This window comes from Rhizobium sp. Root482, assembly GCF_001426565.1.
Classification (GTDB): Bacteria; Pseudomonadota; Alphaproteobacteria; order Rhizobiales; family Rhizobiaceae; genus Pararhizobium.
Genome location: NZ_LMFA01000005.1, coordinates 109,942 through 130,492 on the forward strand (window position 1 = coordinate 109,942; position 20,551 = coordinate 130,492).

Here is a 20,551-nt window from a genome sequence, read left to right on the forward strand (position 1 = left end):
AATGCCTGTCAACGACGAAAATGATCCCCACCGCTTGCCTTTCGAAAAAGCGGCGCGATAGAACGGCATAATGGCGACGGGAACAGAGACGATGATAACAGGATTGCGACGCCCCCTTGCCGCTGTGTCCGCGAACAACACGCCAAGGGCCGCGCCATCGCGGCTCAGGGATGTGACACCTCAACTCTGCCAGCGCCGACCCTTGGCTGGCAAGTGCGCCTTGCTGCTGGCCGCCTGTCTTCTGTTCCGGCCTATTATTGCCCACGCCGAATGGCAGGCCGTCGAAAAGGTCGAGCCCTATGCCATCGAAGGCAGGTCCGGCGCGGAGCTTTACGCATCGATCGGCGCACGCGGCCCGAAGGTCGGAGGCGATATCCGCGCCATCGCCCATACGAATTTCAAGCTGACCTGGACGCGCAAATACGAACCTCGGGACGGGGCCTGCGTTCTCGTCTCCGCCCGCCCCAAGCTCATCATCACCTATACGCTGCCCAAGGCCGCAAAAGGCCTGCCCGACCCCACCAGGCGCAATTGGGCCACCTTCATCGCCGGCGTCGAGGCCCATGAGAAAGTGCATGGCGACATCATCATCGACATGGTCAGGAAGATCGAGGCCGCCACCGTTGGTCTGACCGTTCCGGACGATCCCGGATGCAGGAAGATCAGGACGGAAATGACCAGCCGCCTCTCCGAACTGTCGCAGGCGCAACGCCGGCAAAGCCGCGATTTCGACAGGACCGAAATGAGCAATGGCGGCAATATCCACCAGTTGATCCTCGATCTGGTCAATGGCGGCTAACACCGTCCGGCCGCTTCAATTCCCCCATAATTGCACTACATTGACCGGGTGAACCGGATCGAAGCCCTGACGCGCGAAAACCCGCCCTCCCTTTTGCCGCCCCCTTTCCTGCGCTGGTTCGCTGAAAAGGGCTGGCAGCCGCGCGCGCATCAGCTCGATCTCCTGTCGCGCGTGAGCGGCGGCGAAAACATGCTGCTCATCGCGCCCACGGGCGCCGGCAAGACGCTCGCCGGCTTCCTGCCTTCGCTCGTGTCCCTGACCAAGCGCGGAAAAATCCCGCCGGGTTCAGCCTTCACCGGCATCCACACGCTCTATATCTCGCCCCTCAAGGCGCTGGCCGTCGATATCGAGCGCAACCTGATGAAGCCGGTCGGCGAAATGGGATTGCCGATCCGCATCGAAAACCGCACCGGTGACACGCCAGCCGCCAAGCGCCAGCGGCAGAAACTCAACCCGCCGGATATTTTGCTGACGACGCCGGAACAGCTGGCCCTGCTGCTCGCCAATGGCGAGGCCGAACGGTTCTTCAAGAATCTGAAATATGTCGTCCTCGACGAACTCCATTCGCTGGTTGCTTCCAAGCGCGGCCATCTGCTTTCGCTCGGCCTTGCCCGCCTGCGCCGGCTGGCGCCTGCCATGCAGGCCGTCGGCCTTTCCGCTACCGTTGCCGACCCGATGGACCTGCAGCGCTGGCTTGCGCCGCAACGGGAGAGAGAGGACAACCATGCCGGTCTGATCACGGTCTCCGGCGGGGCCCGACCGGAAATCTCCATCCTCGCCACCGAGGAGCGCGTGCCCTGGGCCGGTCACTCGGCGGCCTATGCCATCGGCGATATCTACCGGGCGATCGGCCAGCAGAAGACGACGCTGCTCTTCGTCAACACCCGCAGCCAGGCAGAGCGGGTGTTCCAGGACCTCTGGACCGTGAACGAAGACAATCTGCCGATCGCGCTCCACCATGGTTCGCTCGATGTCGGCCAGCGGCGCAAGGTCGAGGCTGCCATGTCGGAAAACCGGCTGCGCGCCGTCGTTGCCACCTCTACGCTCGATCTCGGCATCGACTGGGGCGATGTCGACATGGTCGTGCATGTCGGGGCGCCGAAGGGGGCAAGCCGGCTCGCCCAACGCATCGGCCGCGCCAACCACCGCATGGACGAGCCGAGCCGCGCCATTCTCGTTCCGGCCAACCGTTTCGAGGTGATGGAGTGCCAGGCGGCCCTTGATGCCAATTATATCGGTGCGCAGGATACGCCGCCGGTCGGTCGCGGCGCTCTCGACGTGCTCGCCCAGCATGTACTCGGCATGGCCTGCGCCGCCCCTTTCGACCCGCTGGTCCTCTATGAGGAAATCACCAGCGCCGCGCCCTATGCCGACCTCTCCTGGGAGACTTTCGAGCGGGTGATCGATTTCGTCGCCACCGGCGGCTATGCGCTGCGCACCTATGAACGCTATGCCAAGATCCGCAAGACGGCCGAAGGCCTCTGGCGGGTTTCCAATCCGCAGATCGCCCAGCAATATCGCCTCAACGTCGGCACCATCGTCGAATCCCCCATGCTCAACGTGCGCATGGTCAAGCACAATGCCCGCGGCAACCGGAGCAGTCCCGGCCGCGGCGGCATGTCGCTCGGCAAGGTGGAGGAGAATTTCGTGGAGATGCTGTCGCCCGGCGATACGTTTCTCTTTTCCGGCAAGGTGCTGCGCTTCGAGGGCATCCGTGAAAGCGAATGCCTGGTGAGCCAGGGCTACAAGCTCGATCCGAAAGTGCCGGCCTATAATGGCGGCAAGTTTCCGCTCTCCACCTATCTGGCGCAGCAGGTGCGCAAGATGCTGGCCGATCCGACCCGGCATGCGACCCTGCCGGACCAGGTGCGTGATTGGCTGGCCCTGCAGAAGGACCTGTCCATGCTGCCGAAGGAGGACGAACTGCTGATCGAGACCTTTCCGCGCGGCAGCCGGCATTACATGGTCATCTATGCCTTCGAGGGACGGTTGGCGCACCAGACGCTGGGCATGCTGCTGACCCGGCGGCTCGACCGGGCGGGACTGAAACCCCTCGGCTTCGTCGCCACCGATTATTCGCTGGCCGTCTGGGGGCTGGAGGATTTGGGCGCGGCCTTTGCAACCGGGCGCCCGTTGCTCGCCGATCTCTTCGACGAGGACATGCTGGGCGACGATCTCGAAGCCTGGCTGAACGAGAGCTTCCTTCTGAAGCGCACCTTCCGCACCTGCGCGGTGATCGCCGGCCTCATCGATCAGCGCCATCCCGGCAAGGAAAAAAGCGGCCGGCAGGTGACGGTTTCGGCCGACCTCATCTACGATGTGCTGCGCAGCCACGAGCCCGATCACATCCTTCTGGAGGCCACCCGCAACGACGCCTCAAGCGGGCTTTTGGAAATCGAGCGGCTTGGCGATATGCTGGCGCGAATCAAGGGCCACATCACCCATCGCCCGCTGGAGCAGATTTCGCCGCTGGCCGTACCGGTCATGCTCGAAATCGGCAGGGAATCTGTCAATGGCGACGCACAGGATTTCCTGCTTGCGGAAGCCGCGGACGATCTCTTCGACGAGGCGATGGCAACAGCGGCGCGCGCCGGTTGAGGCGCGATGCCGCCGATCGACGGTCCCGACATCAATTGAGACGCAAGCCGGATTCCATGCAACGCCTAGCCTTCAGCCTCGCCGTCCGACCGGACAATCCGGCCCACGCCGCTCCCATTACCGTCAATGGCGTCGCTGCCGTCTGCGATCCGCTCGGCGGGCTCTACCTGCCTGATCTCGATATCCTGGTGGTCTCCGACCTGCATCTGGAAAAAGGCTCGGCCTTCGCCCGGCGCGGCATGATGCTGCCGCCTTATGATACGCTGGCGACGCTGAAGATCCTGGAAGCAGTGATCAGCCGCTACGACCCGAAGACGGTGATCAGCCTCGGCGACAATTTCCACGATCGCATCGGCTCGGCGCTGATGCCGGACCATTTCCGCCAGATGATCGCGACCATGGCGCGCGGCCGCGAATGGATCTGGATCAACGGCAATCACGACCCCGACGGCACGGTGGCGCTGCCCGGTTCCAGTGCCGACGAACTCCACTATGCCGGCCTCACCTTTCGCCACGAACCGGGGTTGAACGCGCCTCTGGGCGAAATTGCGGGCCATCTCCACCCGTCCGCTACTGTGCGCCGGCGCGAAAAATATATGCGCCGCGCCTGTTTCGCCTCCGATGGCAGGCGCCTTGTCATGCCCGCCTTCGGCGTCACCACCGGGGGGCTCGACCTGCGCCACCAGGCCATGCGCGGCCTCTTCGACCATCAGACCCTCGTCGCCCATATGCTGGGACGGGACAGGATCTATTCAGTGAGGTTCGTCAATCTGCTGGGGTGATGGTCCGGGAGTTTTGTCTTTCTCTTCCGTTATGATAGCTATTATCAGTAGCTGCTTAAGATGTATCCATGGCCAGTTTCGCGTTGAACGAACATTATGAAGAGATCATCCGGAAACAGCTGGAATCCGGCCGGTTCAACAATGCCAGTGAAGTCGTGCGTGCAGGCTTGCGAATGCTCGAGGATTTCGAGGCGGCGCGCGAGCGATGGCTGAGGGAAGACATACCGTCCCGCCTTGAAGACATCCGTCAAAACCCTGAAAAGGCCATCGCTCTTGAAGACGCTTTCTCGCGGCTTGAAGCAAGGCATCAGGCGCGTGCTGCGCAGACGAAATAGGAAATGCGCTATCGCGTTCTCCTCCATCCGGAAGCTGAAAGAGAACTCAACGCCCTTTATGACGATCTTGCCGATCGCGTCGGACCGGCTATCGCCTGGAGATTGGTAAGCGGGATTGGCTTTTCTGCTCCGAACTGGCAGATTTTCCCGAGCGCGGCACGCAACGCACCGAATTGAAACCCGGCTTGCGCGTCATCGGTTATCGGCAGCGCGTAAGCATTGCCTTTCCGTAGAAACCGAAACGGTGGTCATCCTCGGCATTTTCTACGGCGGCAGAAACTTCACCGCCGAGACATTCGAGGATCGGCTTTAGCGGGAGCCGCGAAAATTCAGATCAAAACGCATTGAACGTCAGCGTCGTCAGCGACCGGTTGATGCCCGGCACGGTGGCGATATTGTCGTTGATGAACTTGCCGATGTCCTGGCCTTCCTGGAGATAGACCTTGATCATCAGGTCGTAATCGCCGCTGGTGGAATACATTTCCGAGACGATTTCCTTCTTGTAGATGGCATCCGCCACCTCGTAGGTCTTGCCGGGGGCGCATTGCAGTTGGACGAAAATCGGCTTCATCGGTCAATCCTTTCAACGGCCTTCGCGGCCAATCGGGCCTTTTCTCCGCAATAGCCTGTTTTCCGGCGGAGGCAAACCCGGCTGATCAGTCGCGGCGGAAGACGACGCTGGCGAGCCAGCCGGTGATGACCGCCAGGAGAACGGCCATGATGCCGTAGAGGAACGGCGATTGATGGGCGGCAGCGGTGATCGCCTCCTCCAGGCCCGTCTTGGTGACACGCAGAGGCAGGGCCTTGGCGGCCACGAAGACGCCATCGCGAAAGAGATAGGCGCGCACGATATGGACGCCGTTCGGCACGTCGGCCGGCAGGCGCACCGAGGCCTTGAACAGGCTGGAGCTGATGAACTGCACGCCGCCGGGATCGCGCTGGTAGACGCCGGTCACCTCCCGCAGCCGCTTGAAGGCCTCGCGAAACTCCGTCAGATTGCTGCCGTCGCCGATGAAACCGACCGGCGTCAGCGGCAGATGGCTGACCCCGACGCCCAGCTTGTTCATGTCGTCGGGCGGCGCGATGGTATCGATGTCGCGCGTGCTCGACAGCGAATAGGATTCCGGCACCAGTTCGAACGTCATCGCGCTGGTATTGATCCAGATGCCGAAGATGCGCTCTTTCTTGCGCACCGTGGTGTTTTCCTTCGGCCCCTCGAGCGCCACGACGATATTGTATTTTCCCTGCGCCAACAGATCGGCGTTGAAGCCGTCGATGGCGCCGAAGATCGTCAGGTCGGCGCCGCGGAAATCCGAGGTGATGGCGATTTCGTCGGTGGAGATGCCGATATCGAGCTTCTCGGTGAAATCGATCGGCTCTGCCCGCCCGACTGCCGGGGCAGCAAGGAACAGTCCGATCAGCAATGCGCGCGCCCACATCCGCATCAGAAGCCGAACCCCCCGGATACGATCGAATAGATTTCCTTTGGCGGAATGACCAGTTCGATGGCGAGACGAATGCCGACGGCGAGAACCAGCAGCGCCAGAAGCGCCCGCAACTGCTCGCCGCGCAATCTCTGGCCGACGCGCACGCCGTATTGCGCGCCGATAACGCCGGCGATCATCAGCACGAAGGCGAGCACGATATCGACCGTGTAATTGGCGGTCGCCTGGACGATCACCGTATAGGCCGAAACGAAGATGATCTGGAACAGCGAGGTGCCGACGACCACGTTGGTTGGAATGCGCAGTAGATAGATCATCGCCGGTACCATGATGAAGCCGCCGCCGACGCCCATCACCGACGTCAGGATGCCGATGGCGAAGCCGAGCGTTATGACCGGGATGACGCTCAGATAGATCTTCGATTTCTTGAACCGCATCTTGAGCGGCAGGCGGTGGACCCAGTTGTGGTGACCCGGCCGTTTCAGCGGCACGGTTTCGTTCCTCGCCGCCCGGCGCAACGCATTGATGCTTTCCCACAGCATCAGCGAGCCGACGCTGCCGAGCAGCACGACATAGGCGAGCGAGATGACGAGATCGAGCTGGCCGATGCGGCGCAAAAGCGCAAAGATCCAGATGCCGACGGTGGCCCCCACAAGGCCGCCGCAGAGAAGCACCGTCCCCAGCTTGATATCGATCGTGCCGCGCCGGAAATGGGTAATGGCGCCGGAGATCGACGAGGCGACGACCTGGTTGGCGCCGGTGGCGACGGCGACGACCGGCGGGATATTGTAGAAGATCAAAAGCGGCGTAATCAGGAAGCCGCCGCCGACACCGAACATGCCGGACAGGAAACCAACGGCCGCGCCCATACCGAGAATGATGAGAATGTTCACCGACAATTCTGCGATGGGCAGATACACCGTCACGGCGGGACCTCTGAATATGCCAATAGCCCGCAAGGCGGGCGGAACGATCGAAGTGGCAGGGAAACACCACGGGATTCAAGGTGGAACGGGCCGGAAGGGCAATTACAGCTTGCCCGTCCTGCACGTTCCGTCATGCGCCCCAAGGTGAGGCCTGTCAACTTCGGTACGACCCCATGACTAGGCCGTTCCTTATCGCTTGTCCGGCCGGTCTGCGGCATTATTGCGGCCGCCGGCGCCCCTTGTCCGTTGTTTCGCGTCAGCCGTTTCGCTTCAGCAGTTCCTTGACCAGCGCATCGGTGATCTCGCCGGTCGGTTCCTGGCCGATGGATTTTTGGAAGGCCTTGATGGCGGCCATCGTCTTCTTGCCCATCTCGCCATCCGGTTTGCCGGCGTCGAAGCCGTTATTGTTGAGGATCGCCTGGATGTTGCGCAACGCCTTCTTCATGTCGATCGAAGAGGTCTTGACGCCCTTGCCGAGCCAGCTGTCGGGCACGTCGACGGAATTGGCCTCGGGCTCCAGCGGCGTTGCCGTCCAGGCCTCGAATTTCGCCTTGGCGCTTTTCAGCTGTTCGGGTTTCATCGCCTTGGCCACTTCGTCGCGCTTCTGCGCCGCATCCGCATCGCCGTCGCGGGCGGCGATCGAGAACCATTTGTAGGATTCCTCGAGGTCCTGGCTCACCCCGTTGCCGCGGGCGTAGAGGATGGCGAGATTGAACTGGCTGTCGCGGATGCCGCGGTCGGCGGCCATGGCGAACCATTTGCCGGCGCCAGCGAAATCGGGCGCCGTCTCGCCGCCGCTGGCCAGCATCACGGCCAGATTGTGCATGGCAGTGGCATTGCCCTTCGATGCCGCCTGCTCATAGAGTACCCGCGCCTTCTTCAGGTCCCGACCGACGCCGCTCCCCTTCTCATAGAGGCTCGCCAGCCGATACTGCGCCGGAATAACGCCCGCATCGGCGGCGCGCTGATACCATTTCGCGGCCTCTGTCGGATCGGCCTTGATGCCGCGCCCTTCCGTATAGATGGCGCCGATCTCGAACAGTGCCAGCGGATCGCCCTTCCGGCCGGCCTCTGCCAGCACCTCCGGCTTGATGTCGGCGGGAACGGTGATCGCGGCCGTGGCGGGAGCCACCGTCGGTTGCGCAGCGGTCGTCTCCTTGGCTGCAGCGTCGAAGCTGGTCGCCGCGGCGGATGAGGTAAGATTCTGCGTCGGGGCAAGCAGTTGCGACGCGCCCTCGGCCGGCGCTGGCTGCGCCTGTTCTGTTTCGGAGGGAATTTTCGGCAGTTCCGCCTGCGGCTGGAGGGCCTCCTGTTCGGCGGTGTCCGGCTCGGTCATGTCGCCGGCCGGCTCCATCGTCGTTTCCTCAGCCGGGGCCGCGTCCGTCGTTGCCTGCTCGCCCGTCGGCTGCAAAGTGCTCAGCGGCGTGACATCGCTGTCTTGCGACGGCATGGCCGCCTCCGCCTCGTCTGTCTCCTGCGCCTGCGGCAGGCTGTCGCCGGCCGGCTGTTCGATGGCGGCAACCGGAACGGCAGCCGGAGACGCATCACCCCGGATCAGCGTATTCACAAGCGGATAGGACATGATCGCCAGCAGTACGGCGCCGACGGCCATCAGGATCGGGCGGCGGTGGCGGGCAAAGGCACCGCCGGCCGGCGATGCGGGTGCAGCGCCCCGGCCGCGGTTCAGCGTGTCGACCTCCTCGGCGGCGAGCTGGGCGGCTCGCCTGGCGGCGGCAATGAAATCGGCCTTGTCGGCCTCGCCGGACAGGGGGGTCTTGCCTGCCTGGCCGGCCCGGACCCGCTCCAGGATCTTCTTGACATCCGGCACGCCGGAGCCCGGCTCCAGCAACTGGTTGGCGGCATCCGGCTCGATCGCCTCGGCGGAATCGATCGACGGCGTCGGATCGATGAACTGGCGCTCGACGGCGCGCGCCGGCTCCTTGCGCTTGCCGGAAAACCGCTTCGTCAGGCCGGCGAGAAGGCTGGAGCGCGCCTTGGCGGCTGGCACAGCCACGAGCCCCGCATCGCCCTGGTGCGTCTCCGCCTGCTCGGCGATCGCTTCGGCAATGTCGGCGCGTATCACGGCGGCCTCGGCCGGCTCAACAACCGAGGCCTGCAGATCGCGCTTCATTTCCTCGTAGTGGCTGTCGAATCCGACTTCGGCAAAAGCGTCTTCCTGCGTGTCGAAGGTCGCTTTCGGCATTTGCGGCGCGGCCATTTGCGGCTGGGTATGGGCATCCTGGCGCTCGCGCAGGCCGAAGGCGCGCGGCGGTTCCTGTTCCAGGCCGCGCTCCTCCAGCCGTTCCAACTTCTCGGCGATATGGACCAGTGTCTCGTGCAGCGCCTCGAAGGTACGCGCCGTACGCTCCTCGCCCGAGCGGCTGAGTTCCTCCAGCATCTTCAGGTCGTCGGCCAGCGCCGAGATGGCCGCCATGTCGGCGCCGCCGGGGGCTGCCTGCGCGACACCGTTCTTCGCATAGGCTTCCATCACCGCTTCGGCCGCCTGGCGGGCCGCCTCCATGATATATTCGTCGCTGGTGGCCAGATAATCCTCCAGCGCGCTCATCCGGCCTTCGAATTCGGCCGGCACCACCGAGGCTGCCTCGCGCGGCTGGCTGACGAGATTGGACAGGTTGGCGATCTGGTCCTGCAGGCTGCGCAGGATGTCGTGATCGTCATAGGGTGCCGCCTGGGTTTCCTCGAGGCGAATGGCGATATCGGAAAGCTGGCCTTCCAGCCGGGCGAAGCGGTCGTCGCCGGCAAAGGCGGGAGCAGGCATATCGAGCTGGTCGATCCGGCGGGCGAGATCGTCGAGGCGCTCGGCCAGCGCCTCGTTGACCGAGCCTTGGTCCAGCGCGTCGATCTTGTTGGAAATATCGGCAAGATACCCCGTCAGGTCCGGCTGGGCGGCGGCTTGCTGCGAGCGTTCCAGCATCAGCGACAATTGCTCGAGCCGCTCCTCGAGGCGCATCGCCGCTTCCTCGTTGGCAAGCTCCTCGACGCGGGCCGTCAAAGCCTCGATCCGCAATCCGAGCCCGTTGTCGGTCGGGCGCTGCAATCCATCGATCTGGCGGGAAAGATCGGCAAGCCGACCCTCGACGCGGGTGACGCCGGCGCTGTCGGGTGCGGCCGTCCGTCCGCTGGCGACGATGGCTCGGCTGATCTCGTCGAGACGGGCGTCCAGATCGGCAAACTGCGCGGCAAGGCGCCGGTCGTCGGGCTGCAGGTGCCGGCCGATCATCTCGATCGCCTGGGCGACCGAAACCAGCTTGTCCTCCAGCGCATGCAGGGCCGGGCCGCTGTTCAGCGAACCGAGCTGCAACTTGATCTCGTCGAGGCGATAGGCAAGCGCCACCAGTTCGTCGTCGCGGCTGGCATCGAAGACGTTCAGCCGGTCTTCGACGCTGGTCCAGCGCGTTTCCATGCGGCGCATGCTGTCTTCCCGGGCAAGGCCGTCGATCATGGCGCGCAAGTCGTCGAACTCGATCTTCAGCGCATCCGCCTGCGCCGGCGAAGCCTGCCTGCCAAGCTGGCCGATACTGTCGGACAGGCGCTGCAGGTCGCCGCGAATATCCTCGACGGCCATATGCTCCTGCGCCGCATCGGCGGTGATGCCGCGGATTTCGGCCCGCAGCGCGGTCATTTCGCGCGAAAGGCCCTCGGCAATGTCCTTCTTCAATTCCTGGCGCAGGCCGACCAGCGTCTGGGCGATCTCGGCCATGGCCGTATCGGTCCTGGCAGACTCTGCGCGCAACGGTTCCTGGCGGTCCGGTTCCTGACGACCAACTTCCTGGCGAAAAGACGCGGGCCGCGTCTCGTGGCGCATTGCCTCCTGACGCGGCGGTTCACGATAGTCTCCGCGATAGGGCTCGCTGCGCCTGCTTTCGGCGGCGGGCGCAGCCGCCATTTCGCGTCGCGGAGCGCCCTGCCCCTCGTCGAAGCCGCGCTGGTCGGTCCGCTGCTGGATCCGTTCGCGGATCACATCGCGATCGCGGTTGGCCGATAGCGTGCGCTGGCGCTGCATGATCTCGGCGATCGGATCGGGACGCGAGGACGCTACCTCGCGCTCCGGGGGCTGGGGATTGCGCGGCGGCCGCGCGGTCGTGCCCATCAGACCTTCGATGCGCGCCTCCAGTCCCTCGATCGTGCGGTTCAGCGCATCGAGCGACGACCGATCGCCATAGGACTGCATGCCTGCACGGGGAGTGTTTGATCGCGATCCGTTCATCGTTCTCTTCGCCTCTTTCATCGGCCTTGATCGGGGCGCGGCTTAAAAGCCTGTCTTGCTGTTTTCGCAATGCCGGCACCGATCCGGACAGGGCTGCGACGACGCGAAGACAGACTGCTGCAGCCATGACCATCTCAACACGCACTTTCCCGAAACGTGGTAAATAAGCCGTTAACCTCACTGAAAATTTTTTAACGATTTGCGGCCATACTGGGCCGTGAAGACGATCGCATCTCCGATCATGGCCTCTTGCGCCTGCCTATGCTCCTTCCCGGAAAATTTGCCGCAGAGCAAACTTTGACGTTTACGCAAACGTCAAAGTTTTGTAGCATGATCGAATGAAATGGCGCGCCCATGACAGACTTGGTGAGGAACAGGACACATGCCCAGCTACAAGGCCCCGGTAGAAGATACGCTTTTCATTCTCAACGACGTTCTCGGCATCGAGCGCTACAACAACCTGCCCGGCTTTGCCGATGCGACGCCCGACATGATCGAGGCGATCGTCGGCGAGGCGGCCAAGCTTGCCGAGGAGGCATTGTTCCCGGTCAATCTGTCGGGTGATCAGGAAGGCTGCAAGCGCTCGGACGACGCCACGGTGACGACGCCGAAGGGCTTCAAGCAGGCCTATGATCTCTATCGCCAGGGCGGCTGGCTCGGGCTTTCCGTACCGGAGGAATTCGGCGGACAGGGCCTGCCCTATGTGCTGCACACCGCCGTCGGCGAATATATGTCGTCGGCCAACATGGCGCTGACCATGTATCCGGGCCTCACCCAGGGCGCCATCGCCGCCATCCTCGTGCACGGCACCGACGAGCAGAAGCAGACCTATCTGCCGAAGATGGTCACCGGCGACTGGACCGGCACCATGAACCTTACCGAACCGCATTGCGGCACCGATCTCGGTTTGCTGCGCTCCAAGGCCGTGCCGCAGGATGACGGTTCCTACAAAATCTCCGGACAGAAGATCTTCATCTCGGCCGGCGAGCACGACATGGCCGACAATATCGTCCATCTCGTCCTTGCCCGCATCGAGGGCGCGCCGGAAGGCGTCAAGGGCATTTCGCTGTTCATCGTCCCGAAATTCCACGTCGAGGCCGATGGCACGCTCGGCAGCCGCAACGCGGTCACCTGCGGCGCCATCGAGCACAAGATGGGCATCCACGGCAATTCCACCTGCGTCATGAATTACGACGAGGCGACCGGCTACCTGATTGGCACGGCGAACAAGGGCCTGAACGCCATGTTCGTGATGATGAACGAGGCCCGCCTCGGCGTCGGCCTGCAGGGCCTGTCGGTGGCGGAAGTGGCCTATCAGAACGCCGCCATCTATGCCCGCGACCGTATCCAGGGCCGCTCCCTTTCCGGACCGAAGGCGCCGGAGAAGAAGGCCGATCCGATCATCGTCCATCCCGATATCCGCCGCGTGCTGATGACCATCAAGGCCTTCAACGAGGCCGGCCGCACCTTCACTTTGTGGACGGCGCTGAAATCCGACATCGCGCATCGCGGCGACAACGAGGCCGACCGTCAGGCCGCCGACGACATTCTCGGCCTGATGACGCCGATCCTCAAGGGCGTCCTGACCGACAAGGGCTTCGACCATGCCGTCATGGCCCAGCAGGTCTTCGGAGGCCACGGCTATATCGAGGAACACGGCATGAGCCAGTATGTCCGCGACGCCCGTATCGCCATGATCTACGAGGGTGCCAACGGCATCCAGGCGCTCGACCTCGTCGGCCGCAAGCTGGCGTTGAACGGCGGGCGGGCGATCACCGCCCTGTTCAAGGAAATCGGCGATTTCTGCGAGGAAAACCGCGCCGACGAGAAGCTCGCCCCCTACACCAAGGGCCTGAAGAAGGGCCTCAACGACCTGCAGGCGGCGACCATGTGGTTCATGGGCAATGCCATGGCCAAGCCCGACAATGCCGGCGCCGGCTCGACCGACTACATGCACCTCTTCGGCCTCGTCGTCCTCGGCTATATGTGGGCCAAGATCGCCAAGACCGTTGAGGAAAAGCTGGCCGAAGGCGCCGGCGACCGTGAGGCCTATCTCAGGAACAAGCTCGTCACCGCGACATTCTTCATGGAACGCATCATGCCGGAAACCGCGCTGCGCAAGGCCCGCATCGAAGCCGGCGCCGACACGCTGATGGCACTCGACGCGGCGGCGTTCTGAGTAAAAATCCTCTTCTCCCCAGCGGGGAGAAGTGCCGAGCATAGCGAGGCGATGAGGGGGTCTTGTTGCATATGCCGTGTTCTTGGCTCCCCCTCATCCGGCCCTTCGGGCCACCTTCTCCCCGATGGGGAGAAGAAGAACCCCGATCGATTTGACACAGACGACACGCGGTCTGATGATCGCTGCATAGGGAGAAACCACAATGACCGAAGTCTTCATCTACGACCACGTGCGCACGCCGCGCGGACGCGGCAAGAAGGATGGGGCGCTGCACGAAGTGCCGACGCCGCGGCTTGCCGCAAAAGTTCTCTCGGCGATCCGCGACCGCAACGGGCTCGATACGGCGACCGTCGACGATATCATCATGGGCTGCGTCGATCCGGTATACGAGGCCGGCGCAGTGATCCCCAAGGCCGCCGCCTTCGAGGCCGGTTATTCCAACAAGGCACCCGGCATGCAGATCTCGCGCTTTTGCGCCTCCGGTCTCGACGCCATCAATTTCGCGGCCGGAAAGATCGCGGCCGGCGCGGACGACATCGTCATTGCCGGCGGCGTCGAGAGCATGTCGCGCATCGGCATGGGCATGTCCGGCGGCGCTTGGTACATGGACCCCTCGGTCAATTTCCCCGGCTATTTCATGCCGCAGGGCGTCTCGGCCGACCTCATCGCTACGAAATACGGCTTCTCGCGCGATGACGTCGATGCCTATGCGGTGGAAAGCCAGAAGCGCGCCGGCCATTCCTGGGACAACGGTTATTTCGACAAGTCGGTGATCCCGGTCAAGGACCAGAACGGCCTCACCATCCTCGCCCGGGACGAGCATATGCGTCCCACGACGACCATGCAGAACCTCGCCTCGCTCAATCCCTCCTTCCAGATGCCTGGCGAGATGGGCGGCTTCGAGGCCGTCGGCATCCAGGCGCATCCGGAAATCGAGAAGATCAACTACGTCCACCACGCCGGCAATTCGTCGGGCATCGTCGATGGCGCGGCCGCCGTGCTGGTCGGCTCGAAGGCCGGCGGCGAGGTGATGGGTCTCAAGCCCCGCGCCCGCATCAAGGCCTTCGCCAATATCGGCTCCGACCCGGCGCTGATGCTGACCGGCCCGGTCGATGTCACCGAAAAGCTCCTGAAGCGCGCCGGCATGGCGATTTCCGACATCGACCTGTTCGAGCTCAACGAGGCCTTCGCCGCCGTCGTGCTGCGCTATTGCCAAGCTTTCGACATTCCCCACGACAAAATCAACGTCAATGGCGGCGCCATCGCCATGGGCCATCCGCTCGGCGCCACCGGCGCGATGATCTTCGGCACCGTGCTCGACGAACTGGAACGCCGCGGCCTCCAGACCGCACTCGTGACGCTCTGCATCGGCGCCGGCATGGGCACGGCCACGATTATCGAGCGCGTCTAGTCCCAGTCCTCCGTCATGGTCGGGCTTGACCCGACCATCCACAGCCCCGCGGCATAGATCCTCGGGTCAAGCCCGAGGATGACGGAGAGGGAAACGGGCGATGACCGGAACAGAATTTCAGGGAGAGGAAATCCCATCATGACCTACACCAATTTCACCGTTGAGACCGATGCGGACGGCATTGCGCTCGTTACCTGGAACATGCCCGACAAGTCGATGAACGTCTTCACCGTCGAGGTGATGAAGGAACTTGACGCCATCGTCGATGAGACCGCCGCGGACGCGGCCGTCAAGGGCGTCGTCTTCACCTCCGGCAAGTCCACCTTCTCCGGCGGCGCCGATCTGTCGATGATCAAGAACATGTTCACCTTCCAGGCCGAACAGAAGAAGATCGATCCCGACAATGCGGCCCAAAAACTGTTCGATCTCGTCGGCCAGATGACCGGTCTGTTCCGCAAGCTGGAAACCTGCGGCAAGCCCTGGGTCTCGGCGATCAACGGCACCTGCATGGGCGGCGCGTTCGAATTGTCATTGGCCTGCCATGGCCGGGTCGCTGCCAATTCCAAATCGGTGAAGCTGGCGCTGCCCGAGGTCAAGGTCGGCATTTTTCCGGGCGCCGGCGGCACGCAGCGCGTTCCGCGCCTCACCAATGCACAGGACGCCCTGCAGATGATGACCACCGGCTCGTCGCTCACGCCGCAGCGCGCCAAGGCCATGGGCCTGGTGCATGAGGTGGTCGAGCCAGCTGAACTGATCAATGCCGCCAAGGCGATGATCAAGAACGGATTGAAGCCCGTCCAGCCTTGGGACGAAAAGGGCTACAAGGTGCCCGGCGGCGGCATCTGGACGCCGGCTGCGGCCCAACTCTGGCCGGCCGCCTCCGGCATTCTGCGCCGCGAGACCCATGGCAATTACCCAAGCGCGCTTGCCATTCTCAAATGCGTCTATGAGGGCCTGCAGGTGCCCTTCGACACCGGCCTGAAGATCGAGCAGCGCTATTTTACGCAGGTGCTGCAGTCCACCGAAGCCTTCTCGATGATCCGCTCTCTGTTCATCTCCATGCAGGAACTCGGCAAGGGCGCCCGCCGCCCGGCCGGCGTGCCGAAAGCGGAGCTTGGCCAGATTGGTGTCGTCGGCGCCGGCTTCATGGGCGCCTCGATCGCCTATGTCGCCGCCGCCGCCGGCATCGAGGTCACCCTGATCGACCGCGACATCGAGGCCGCCACCAAGGGCAAGACCCATTCGGAGGGCCTGGTCACGGCAGCCATCGGCAAGGGACGGCTGACGCAGGACGAGGCGACCGCCCTTCTCGCCCGCATCACCCCGTCGGCCGACTACAACGACCTGAAGCCCGTCAAGCTCGTCGTCGAGGCGGTGTTCGAGGACCGGCAGGTGAAGAAGGACGTGATCGAGAAGGTCGAAGCGGTGCTTTCGGACGACGCCATCTTCGCCTCCAACACCTCGACCCTGCCGATCACCGGCCTTGCGAAAAACTCGAAGCGCCCGGCGCAGTTCATTGGCATCCACTTCTTCTCGCCGGTGGAAAAGATGATGCTGACGGAGGTCATCCTCGGCAAGGAAACCGGCGACAAGGCGCTGGCCACCGCGCTCGATTTCGTCGCCGCCATCAAGAAGACGCCGATCGTCGTCAACGATACGCGCGGCTTCTACGTCAACCGCTGCGTCTTCCGCTATATCCACGAAGCCTATGACATGCTGATCGAGGGCGTACCGGCGGCGATGATCGAGAATGCCGCCAAGATGGCCGGCATGCCGGTCGGCCCGCTGTCGCTCAACGACGAAGTGGCGATCGACCTCTCCCAGAAGATCCTGAAAGCCTCGATCGCCGATCTTGGCGATGCGTCCGTCGATCCGCAGCACATGACGCTGATCAACAAACTCGTCGACGATCTCGACCGCCGCGGCCGCAAGAACGGCAAGGGTTTCTACGACTATCCGGCCAAGCCCGCCAAGAAGTCGCTCTGGCCGGGCCTCAAGGATCTGTTTGAGCAGAAGCCGGCCGAAAGCTTCGACGTCGAGACCCTGAAGCAGCGCTTCCTCGTCACCATCGCGCTCGAAGCCGCCCGCACCGTCGAGGAAGGCATCGTCACCGATCCCAGAGAAGCCGATGTCGGCTCCATCCTCGGCTTCGGCTTCGCGCCCTATACCGGCGGCACCCTCTCCTATATCGACGGCATGGGCGCCAAGACCTTCGTTGCGCTCTGCGAGAAGCTGGCGGCAAGCTACGGCGACCATTTCCAGCCGACACCGCTGCTCAAGGACATGGCGGCGAAGGGCGAGACGTTTTATGGACGGTTCGACCCCTACGCCAAGGAGAGGGAGGCGGCCTGAACCACGAAACGCCACCGGCGGGACGATGACGTCCTGCCGGCGGCATCGTCCCGTCCGTTCACGGTCAAGGCCGCAGCGTTCCCACGCTGCGGCCTGCTTTTTTTTACGAAAGCCTGGATTATTTAGCGGCCTCTTCGATCAGTTCCGCAACCGCCTCGGGCTGCGAAACCATGACGACATGCGAGGCGCCCTTGACGACGACCGTCCGCTTCGAGCCGGCCCGTTCGGCCATGAAGGCGAGGCTGGCTGCCGGGATGTTCCTGTCGCCATCGCCATAGATGAAGAAGGACGGCAGCGCCTTCCAGGCCGGTTCGCCCGATTTTTCCGTCAGCGCCGCTTCGGTGATGGGACGCTGTCCGGCGCCCATCAGAACTGCCTGCTCGGCCGAAACGTCATGGGCGAACTGCTGGTGGAATTTTGCCTGGTCGATTGAGAGGTCGATGCCGCCATCCGCGAGCGTTACCGGAATGGCCAGCGCCTCGCCCAGCGTGCCGCCCGGGAATTTTCCGGCTAGTTCAGCCGCCGCCTCCCCCTTGTCCGGCGCAAAGGCCGCCACATAGACCAGCGACTTTACATTGTCATGGCCAGTGGCCGCCGTGGTGATCACCTGGCCGCCATAGGAATGGCCGACGAGCACGACAGGCCCATTGATGCCGCCGAGCACGCTGGAAACCGAGGCGGCATCGCTAGAAACGCTCCGCAGCGGATTGGCGGCGGCCACGACCGGATAGCCATCCTTCTTCAGGATACCGATGACCCCGTTCCAGCTCGAGGAATCGGCGAAGGCGCCATGGACGAGAACGATCGTAGGCTTGGCATCCTGCGCTGCGGCGGTACCCGAGAACAGCGCGCCGGCGAGAGCAAACGTAGTTGCGAATTTGGACATGAGGATTTCCTTTTTTGAGAGGTGATCTGGGTCTGGGGTTTGGAAATCAGCCCTTGATGAAGGCCAGGACATCGGCGTTGAAGCGGTCGGCATCGGTCTCCGCCAGGCCGTGCGAGCCGCCGGGGTAGATCTTCAGCGTGGCATTCGGGACGATCTCGGCGGCACGATGGGCGGACGCCCTGATCGGCACGATCTGGTCATCGTCGCCATGGATGATGAGCGTCGGCCGGTCGATGCGGCTGAGGTCCTCGGTATAATCGACCTCGGAGAATTCGTGGATCGTATCGTACTGGCTCTTGATGCCGCCCTGCAGGCCGATGCGCCGAAAATTCTCCCGCAATCCCTCATTGGTTTCGACACCATCCCGGTTGAAGCCGTAGAAGGGGATCGTCAGGTCGTAATAGAATTGCGAGCGGTTCGTCGCCGTGCCTTCGCGGATACCGTCGAACACCGACAGCGGCGTGCCGTCGGGATTTTCCGGCGTCTGCAGCATCAGCGGCGGAACGGCGCCGACGAGCACGACCTTGGCGACCCTGTCCGTTCCATGCCGGCCGATATAGCGGGAGATTTCGCCGCCGCCGGTGGAATGGCCGACAAGCACGAGATCGCTGAGGTCGAGTGCCTCGATCAGTTCCGAAAGATCATCGGCATAGCGATCCATGGTGTTGCCGTCCCAGGTCTGGTCCGAGCGGCCGTTGCCGCGGCGGTCATGGGCGATCACCCGGAACCCCTGCTGGCCGAAGAACAGCATCTGCTGGTCCCAGGCATCCGAAGACAGCGGCCAGCCATGGGCAAACAGCATGGGCTGACCATGGCCCCAGTCCTTGTAGAAGATGCGGGTGCCGTCGCTGGTGGTGAAATGGGTCATATCGGTTCTCCTGATTTTTTAGTAGTTGGCGATTTGTTTGTGCGCGATCTAAATAGAGCCACGAGAGAATCATGTCAATAGCTTGCAAACAGATCGCGCACAAATTATCTTGATGGCAAGGAGAACACCATGAACACGACATCCGAACAAACCGCCGCCGAAATGCCTGACGTGAGTGAACTGCTCTGCTTTTCCATCTATTCGGCCGGCCACGCCTTCAACCAGCTCTACCGGCCAATGCTGGACGAGATCGGCCTCACCTATCCGCAATATCTGGTCATGGTGGCACTTTGGAGCCGTGACGGCCGCACCGTGAAGGAACTGGGTGAGCTGCTCTTCCTCGATTCCAGCACGCTGACGCCGCTTCTCAAGCGCATGGAAGCCGGCGGCCTCATCACCCGCACCCGCAATCTGCAGGATGAACGCCAGGTTCTCCTGCACTTGACCGCGGAGGGAACGGCGCTCAAGCAACGGGCCGCATCCGTCACCGGCTGCATCGGCGATGCCATCGGCATCGATGCCGACACCGCGCTGAAAATCCGCACCGCCATCGACGCCCTGCGCGACAGCATCCACAAGCGCCGCAGATAAACCCCATCAGCCAAGGCGCCGCTCCACTCGGCGCCCCTCCCACCCTCGGCCACTCCCTATCACCGGCACCGCCCCTTTGCCGTCATTCCTGTGCTCGTCACAGGAATCCAGCGCGCCGCGTTCGCGGCGCAAGAGACTCTCTCTCTCTTCACAAGCAAGAAGCCCCCTCACAGCGCAAACGCGCGGTGGCTGGATGCCTGTGACGAGCATAGGCATGACGGAGAGCGGGGAATGACCGGGGACGACCGATGGGCTTTGTGGCTAATCCGTCCACGGCAGGCCCCTTTAAACCCGGCCGTCCTCCGTCAGTTTTCGAAAAAATCCATCCCCGTTCGTCCCCGGCCGCCGTGCGGGGGTCATATTATTCCTTGTCTTCACTGCTGGAGTGTTTCGCGAGACGGTCGCGGGCAGGTGGAGGCTGGCGCCCTGGCTTGACCCGTAACGTGCGGGAACGGCCAAGGAGGTGCAAGCCGTGGCGGCCCTGTTTGCGCGGAGCCGCCTATCAAGCCTCCCCCGGGCCGCCAGGTCCGGTTCGGTTGAGCCGTGCAAGTGGCCGGGCGTCCCGAAAGGACGTCGCGAAGAAAGCCATGCAGTGAGGCGAGGCAAGCACCTGTAGAGGCTGGACACCTCGAACGAACGCCGAAGGCCACGCGAGTGCGGAACCACAGACTAAAATACAAGTGAGGTTCCGCACTCGTGTGGGCTCTCCATCGGATCACGACACGGGCAGTCCTGCCGCGTGAATGCAAACTCATGCGCAAAGGAAGTGCGATGAAGATCAGAAGCGAGGAAGAACAGCGGCGTATCTGCGAGGAAGAGGACGCCCAGCCCTATTTGCCCGGCTTCACCTGGGGCGAATATTGCCGGCTGCCGGAAAGCCGGCAGCAGTACGAGGCACAGAAATTCTTCCAGATCGCGGCCAGTTCGCTTGGCTACTGGAAGAGCTGCAGCCTCGCCCCTTGTCGCCGGGCAAAAGCCTGCAGAGGGTTCCTTTCAAAGGCGCAGGCAATGTCCCATTACGACCAGAAGAACTTTCCGCCTTACATTCGCGAAGGCGCCTTTCGCCAGGAAGCGACGCCGAAGGAGACCGCAAGGCTTTTCGGCGTGGAGGACGAGGAAGGGAATGGATGAGGACCGCCGGCAGTGCCGGC

General features: G+C 63.2%; 16 protein-coding genes. 10 read left to right on the forward strand and 6 right to left on the reverse strand.

Annotation, left to right across the window (positions count from 1 at the left end; translation table 11 throughout):
* The first annotated feature begins 202 nt into the window (after positions 1–202).
* The 5 genes from ASD31_RS05665 (at position 203) to ASD31_RS26960 (ending at position 4,691) form a co-directional block, all read left to right on the forward strand.
* Positions 203–799, forward strand: coding sequence for a DUF922 domain-containing Zn-dependent protease (locus tag ASD31_RS05665; RefSeq protein ID WP_056330621.1), 597 nt, complete (start codon positions 203–205; stop codon positions 797–799).
* 39 nt (positions 800–838) lie between these two features.
* Positions 839–3,397: a ligase-associated DNA damage response DEXH box helicase gene (locus ASD31_RS05670; RefSeq protein WP_156392526.1), complete on the forward strand. Its 2,559-nt coding sequence runs from the start codon at positions 839–841 to the stop codon at positions 3,395–3,397.
* A gap of 56 nt (positions 3,398–3,453) precedes the next feature.
* Positions 3,454–4,179 (forward strand): ligase-associated DNA damage response endonuclease PdeM, encoded by a 726-nt coding sequence (pdeM, locus tag ASD31_RS05675; RefSeq protein ID WP_056330627.1) that lies wholly within the window; start codon positions 3,454–3,456, stop codon positions 4,177–4,179.
* Positions 4,180–4,247: 68 nt separating this feature from the next.
* Positions 4,248–4,514 (forward strand): type II toxin-antitoxin system ParD family antitoxin, encoded by a 267-nt coding sequence (locus ASD31_RS05680; RefSeq protein ID WP_056330630.1) that lies wholly within the window; start codon positions 4,248–4,250, stop codon positions 4,512–4,514.
* A 3-nt stretch (positions 4,515–4,517) separates the two neighbouring features.
* A complete protein-coding gene (locus ASD31_RS26960) occupies positions 4,518–4,691 on the forward strand; it encodes a hypothetical protein (protein ID WP_320409381.1) in 174 nt (57 codons plus the stop codon).
* Positions 4,692–4,848: 157 nt separating this feature from the next.
* Here the strand turns inward: ASD31_RS26960 and ASD31_RS05690 are convergent, their stop codons facing one another.
* From ASD31_RS05690 to ASD31_RS05705, 4 genes are all read right to left on the reverse strand, one after another.
* Positions 4,849–5,085: an Lrp/AsnC ligand binding domain-containing protein gene (locus ASD31_RS05690; RefSeq protein ID WP_056330633.1), complete on the reverse strand. Its 237-nt coding sequence runs from the start codon at positions 5,083–5,085 to the stop codon at positions 4,849–4,851.
* An 85-nt stretch (positions 5,086–5,170) separates the two neighbouring features.
* A complete protein-coding gene (locus ASD31_RS05695) occupies positions 5,171–5,959 on the reverse strand; it encodes a TIGR02186 family protein (RefSeq protein WP_082520420.1) in 789 nt (262 codons plus the stop codon).
* Complete coding sequence (locus tag ASD31_RS05700) at positions 5,959–6,885, reverse strand: sulfite exporter TauE/SafE family protein (protein ID WP_056330636.1); 927 nt, start codon at positions 6,883–6,885, stop codon at positions 5,959–5,961. Before ASD31_RS05700 ends, ASD31_RS05695 begins: the two co-directional genes overlap by 1 nt.
* A 256-nt stretch (positions 6,886–7,141) precedes the next feature.
* Positions 7,142–11,113 (reverse strand): peptidoglycan-binding protein, encoded by a 3,972-nt coding sequence (locus ASD31_RS05705; protein ID WP_056330639.1) that lies wholly within the window; start codon positions 11,111–11,113, stop codon positions 7,142–7,144.
* A gap of 382 nt (positions 11,114–11,495) precedes the next feature.
* Between ASD31_RS05705 and ASD31_RS05710 the strand changes: the two genes are divergently transcribed.
* From ASD31_RS05710 to ASD31_RS05720, 3 genes are all read left to right on the forward strand, one after another.
* Positions 11,496–13,292, forward strand: a complete 1,797-nt coding sequence (locus ASD31_RS05710; RefSeq protein WP_056330642.1) for an acyl-CoA dehydrogenase C-terminal domain-containing protein — start codon at positions 11,496–11,498, stop codon at positions 13,290–13,292.
* A 202-nt stretch (positions 13,293–13,494) separates the two neighbouring features.
* Entirely contained in the window at positions 13,495–14,703 is a 1,209-nt protein-coding gene (locus ASD31_RS05715) for an acetyl-CoA C-acetyltransferase (RefSeq protein ID WP_056330645.1), read from the forward strand.
* 138 nt (positions 14,704–14,841) lie between these two features.
* Positions 14,842–17,055: an FAD-dependent oxidoreductase gene (locus tag ASD31_RS05720; protein WP_056330648.1), complete on the forward strand. Its 2,214-nt coding sequence runs from the start codon at positions 14,842–14,844 to the stop codon at positions 17,053–17,055.
* 118 nt (positions 17,056–17,173) lie between these two features.
* On the opposite strand, the gene ASD31_RS05725 is transcribed toward ASD31_RS05720, so the two are convergent.
* Both ASD31_RS05725 and ASD31_RS05730 read right to left on the reverse strand, forming a co-directional pair.
* Positions 17,174–17,941, reverse strand: coding sequence for an alpha/beta fold hydrolase (locus tag ASD31_RS05725; protein WP_056330650.1), 768 nt, complete (start codon positions 17,939–17,941; stop codon positions 17,174–17,176).
* Positions 17,942–17,987: 46 nt separating this feature from the next.
* Positions 17,988–18,809, reverse strand: a complete 822-nt coding sequence (locus tag ASD31_RS05730) for an alpha/beta fold hydrolase (protein WP_056330653.1) — start codon at positions 18,807–18,809, stop codon at positions 17,988–17,990.
* A gap of 129 nt (positions 18,810–18,938) precedes the next feature.
* Between ASD31_RS05730 and ASD31_RS05735 the strand changes: the two genes are divergently transcribed.
* Positions 18,939–19,400, forward strand: a complete 462-nt coding sequence (locus tag ASD31_RS05735) for a MarR family winged helix-turn-helix transcriptional regulator (RefSeq protein ID WP_056330656.1) — start codon at positions 18,939–18,941, stop codon at positions 19,398–19,400.
* A gap of 771 nt (positions 19,401–20,171) precedes the next feature.
* Complete coding sequence (locus tag ASD31_RS05740; protein WP_056330659.1) at positions 20,172–20,531, forward strand: hypothetical protein; 360 nt, start codon at positions 20,172–20,174, stop codon at positions 20,529–20,531.
* The last annotated feature ends 20 nt before the right edge of the window (positions 20,532–20,551 follow it).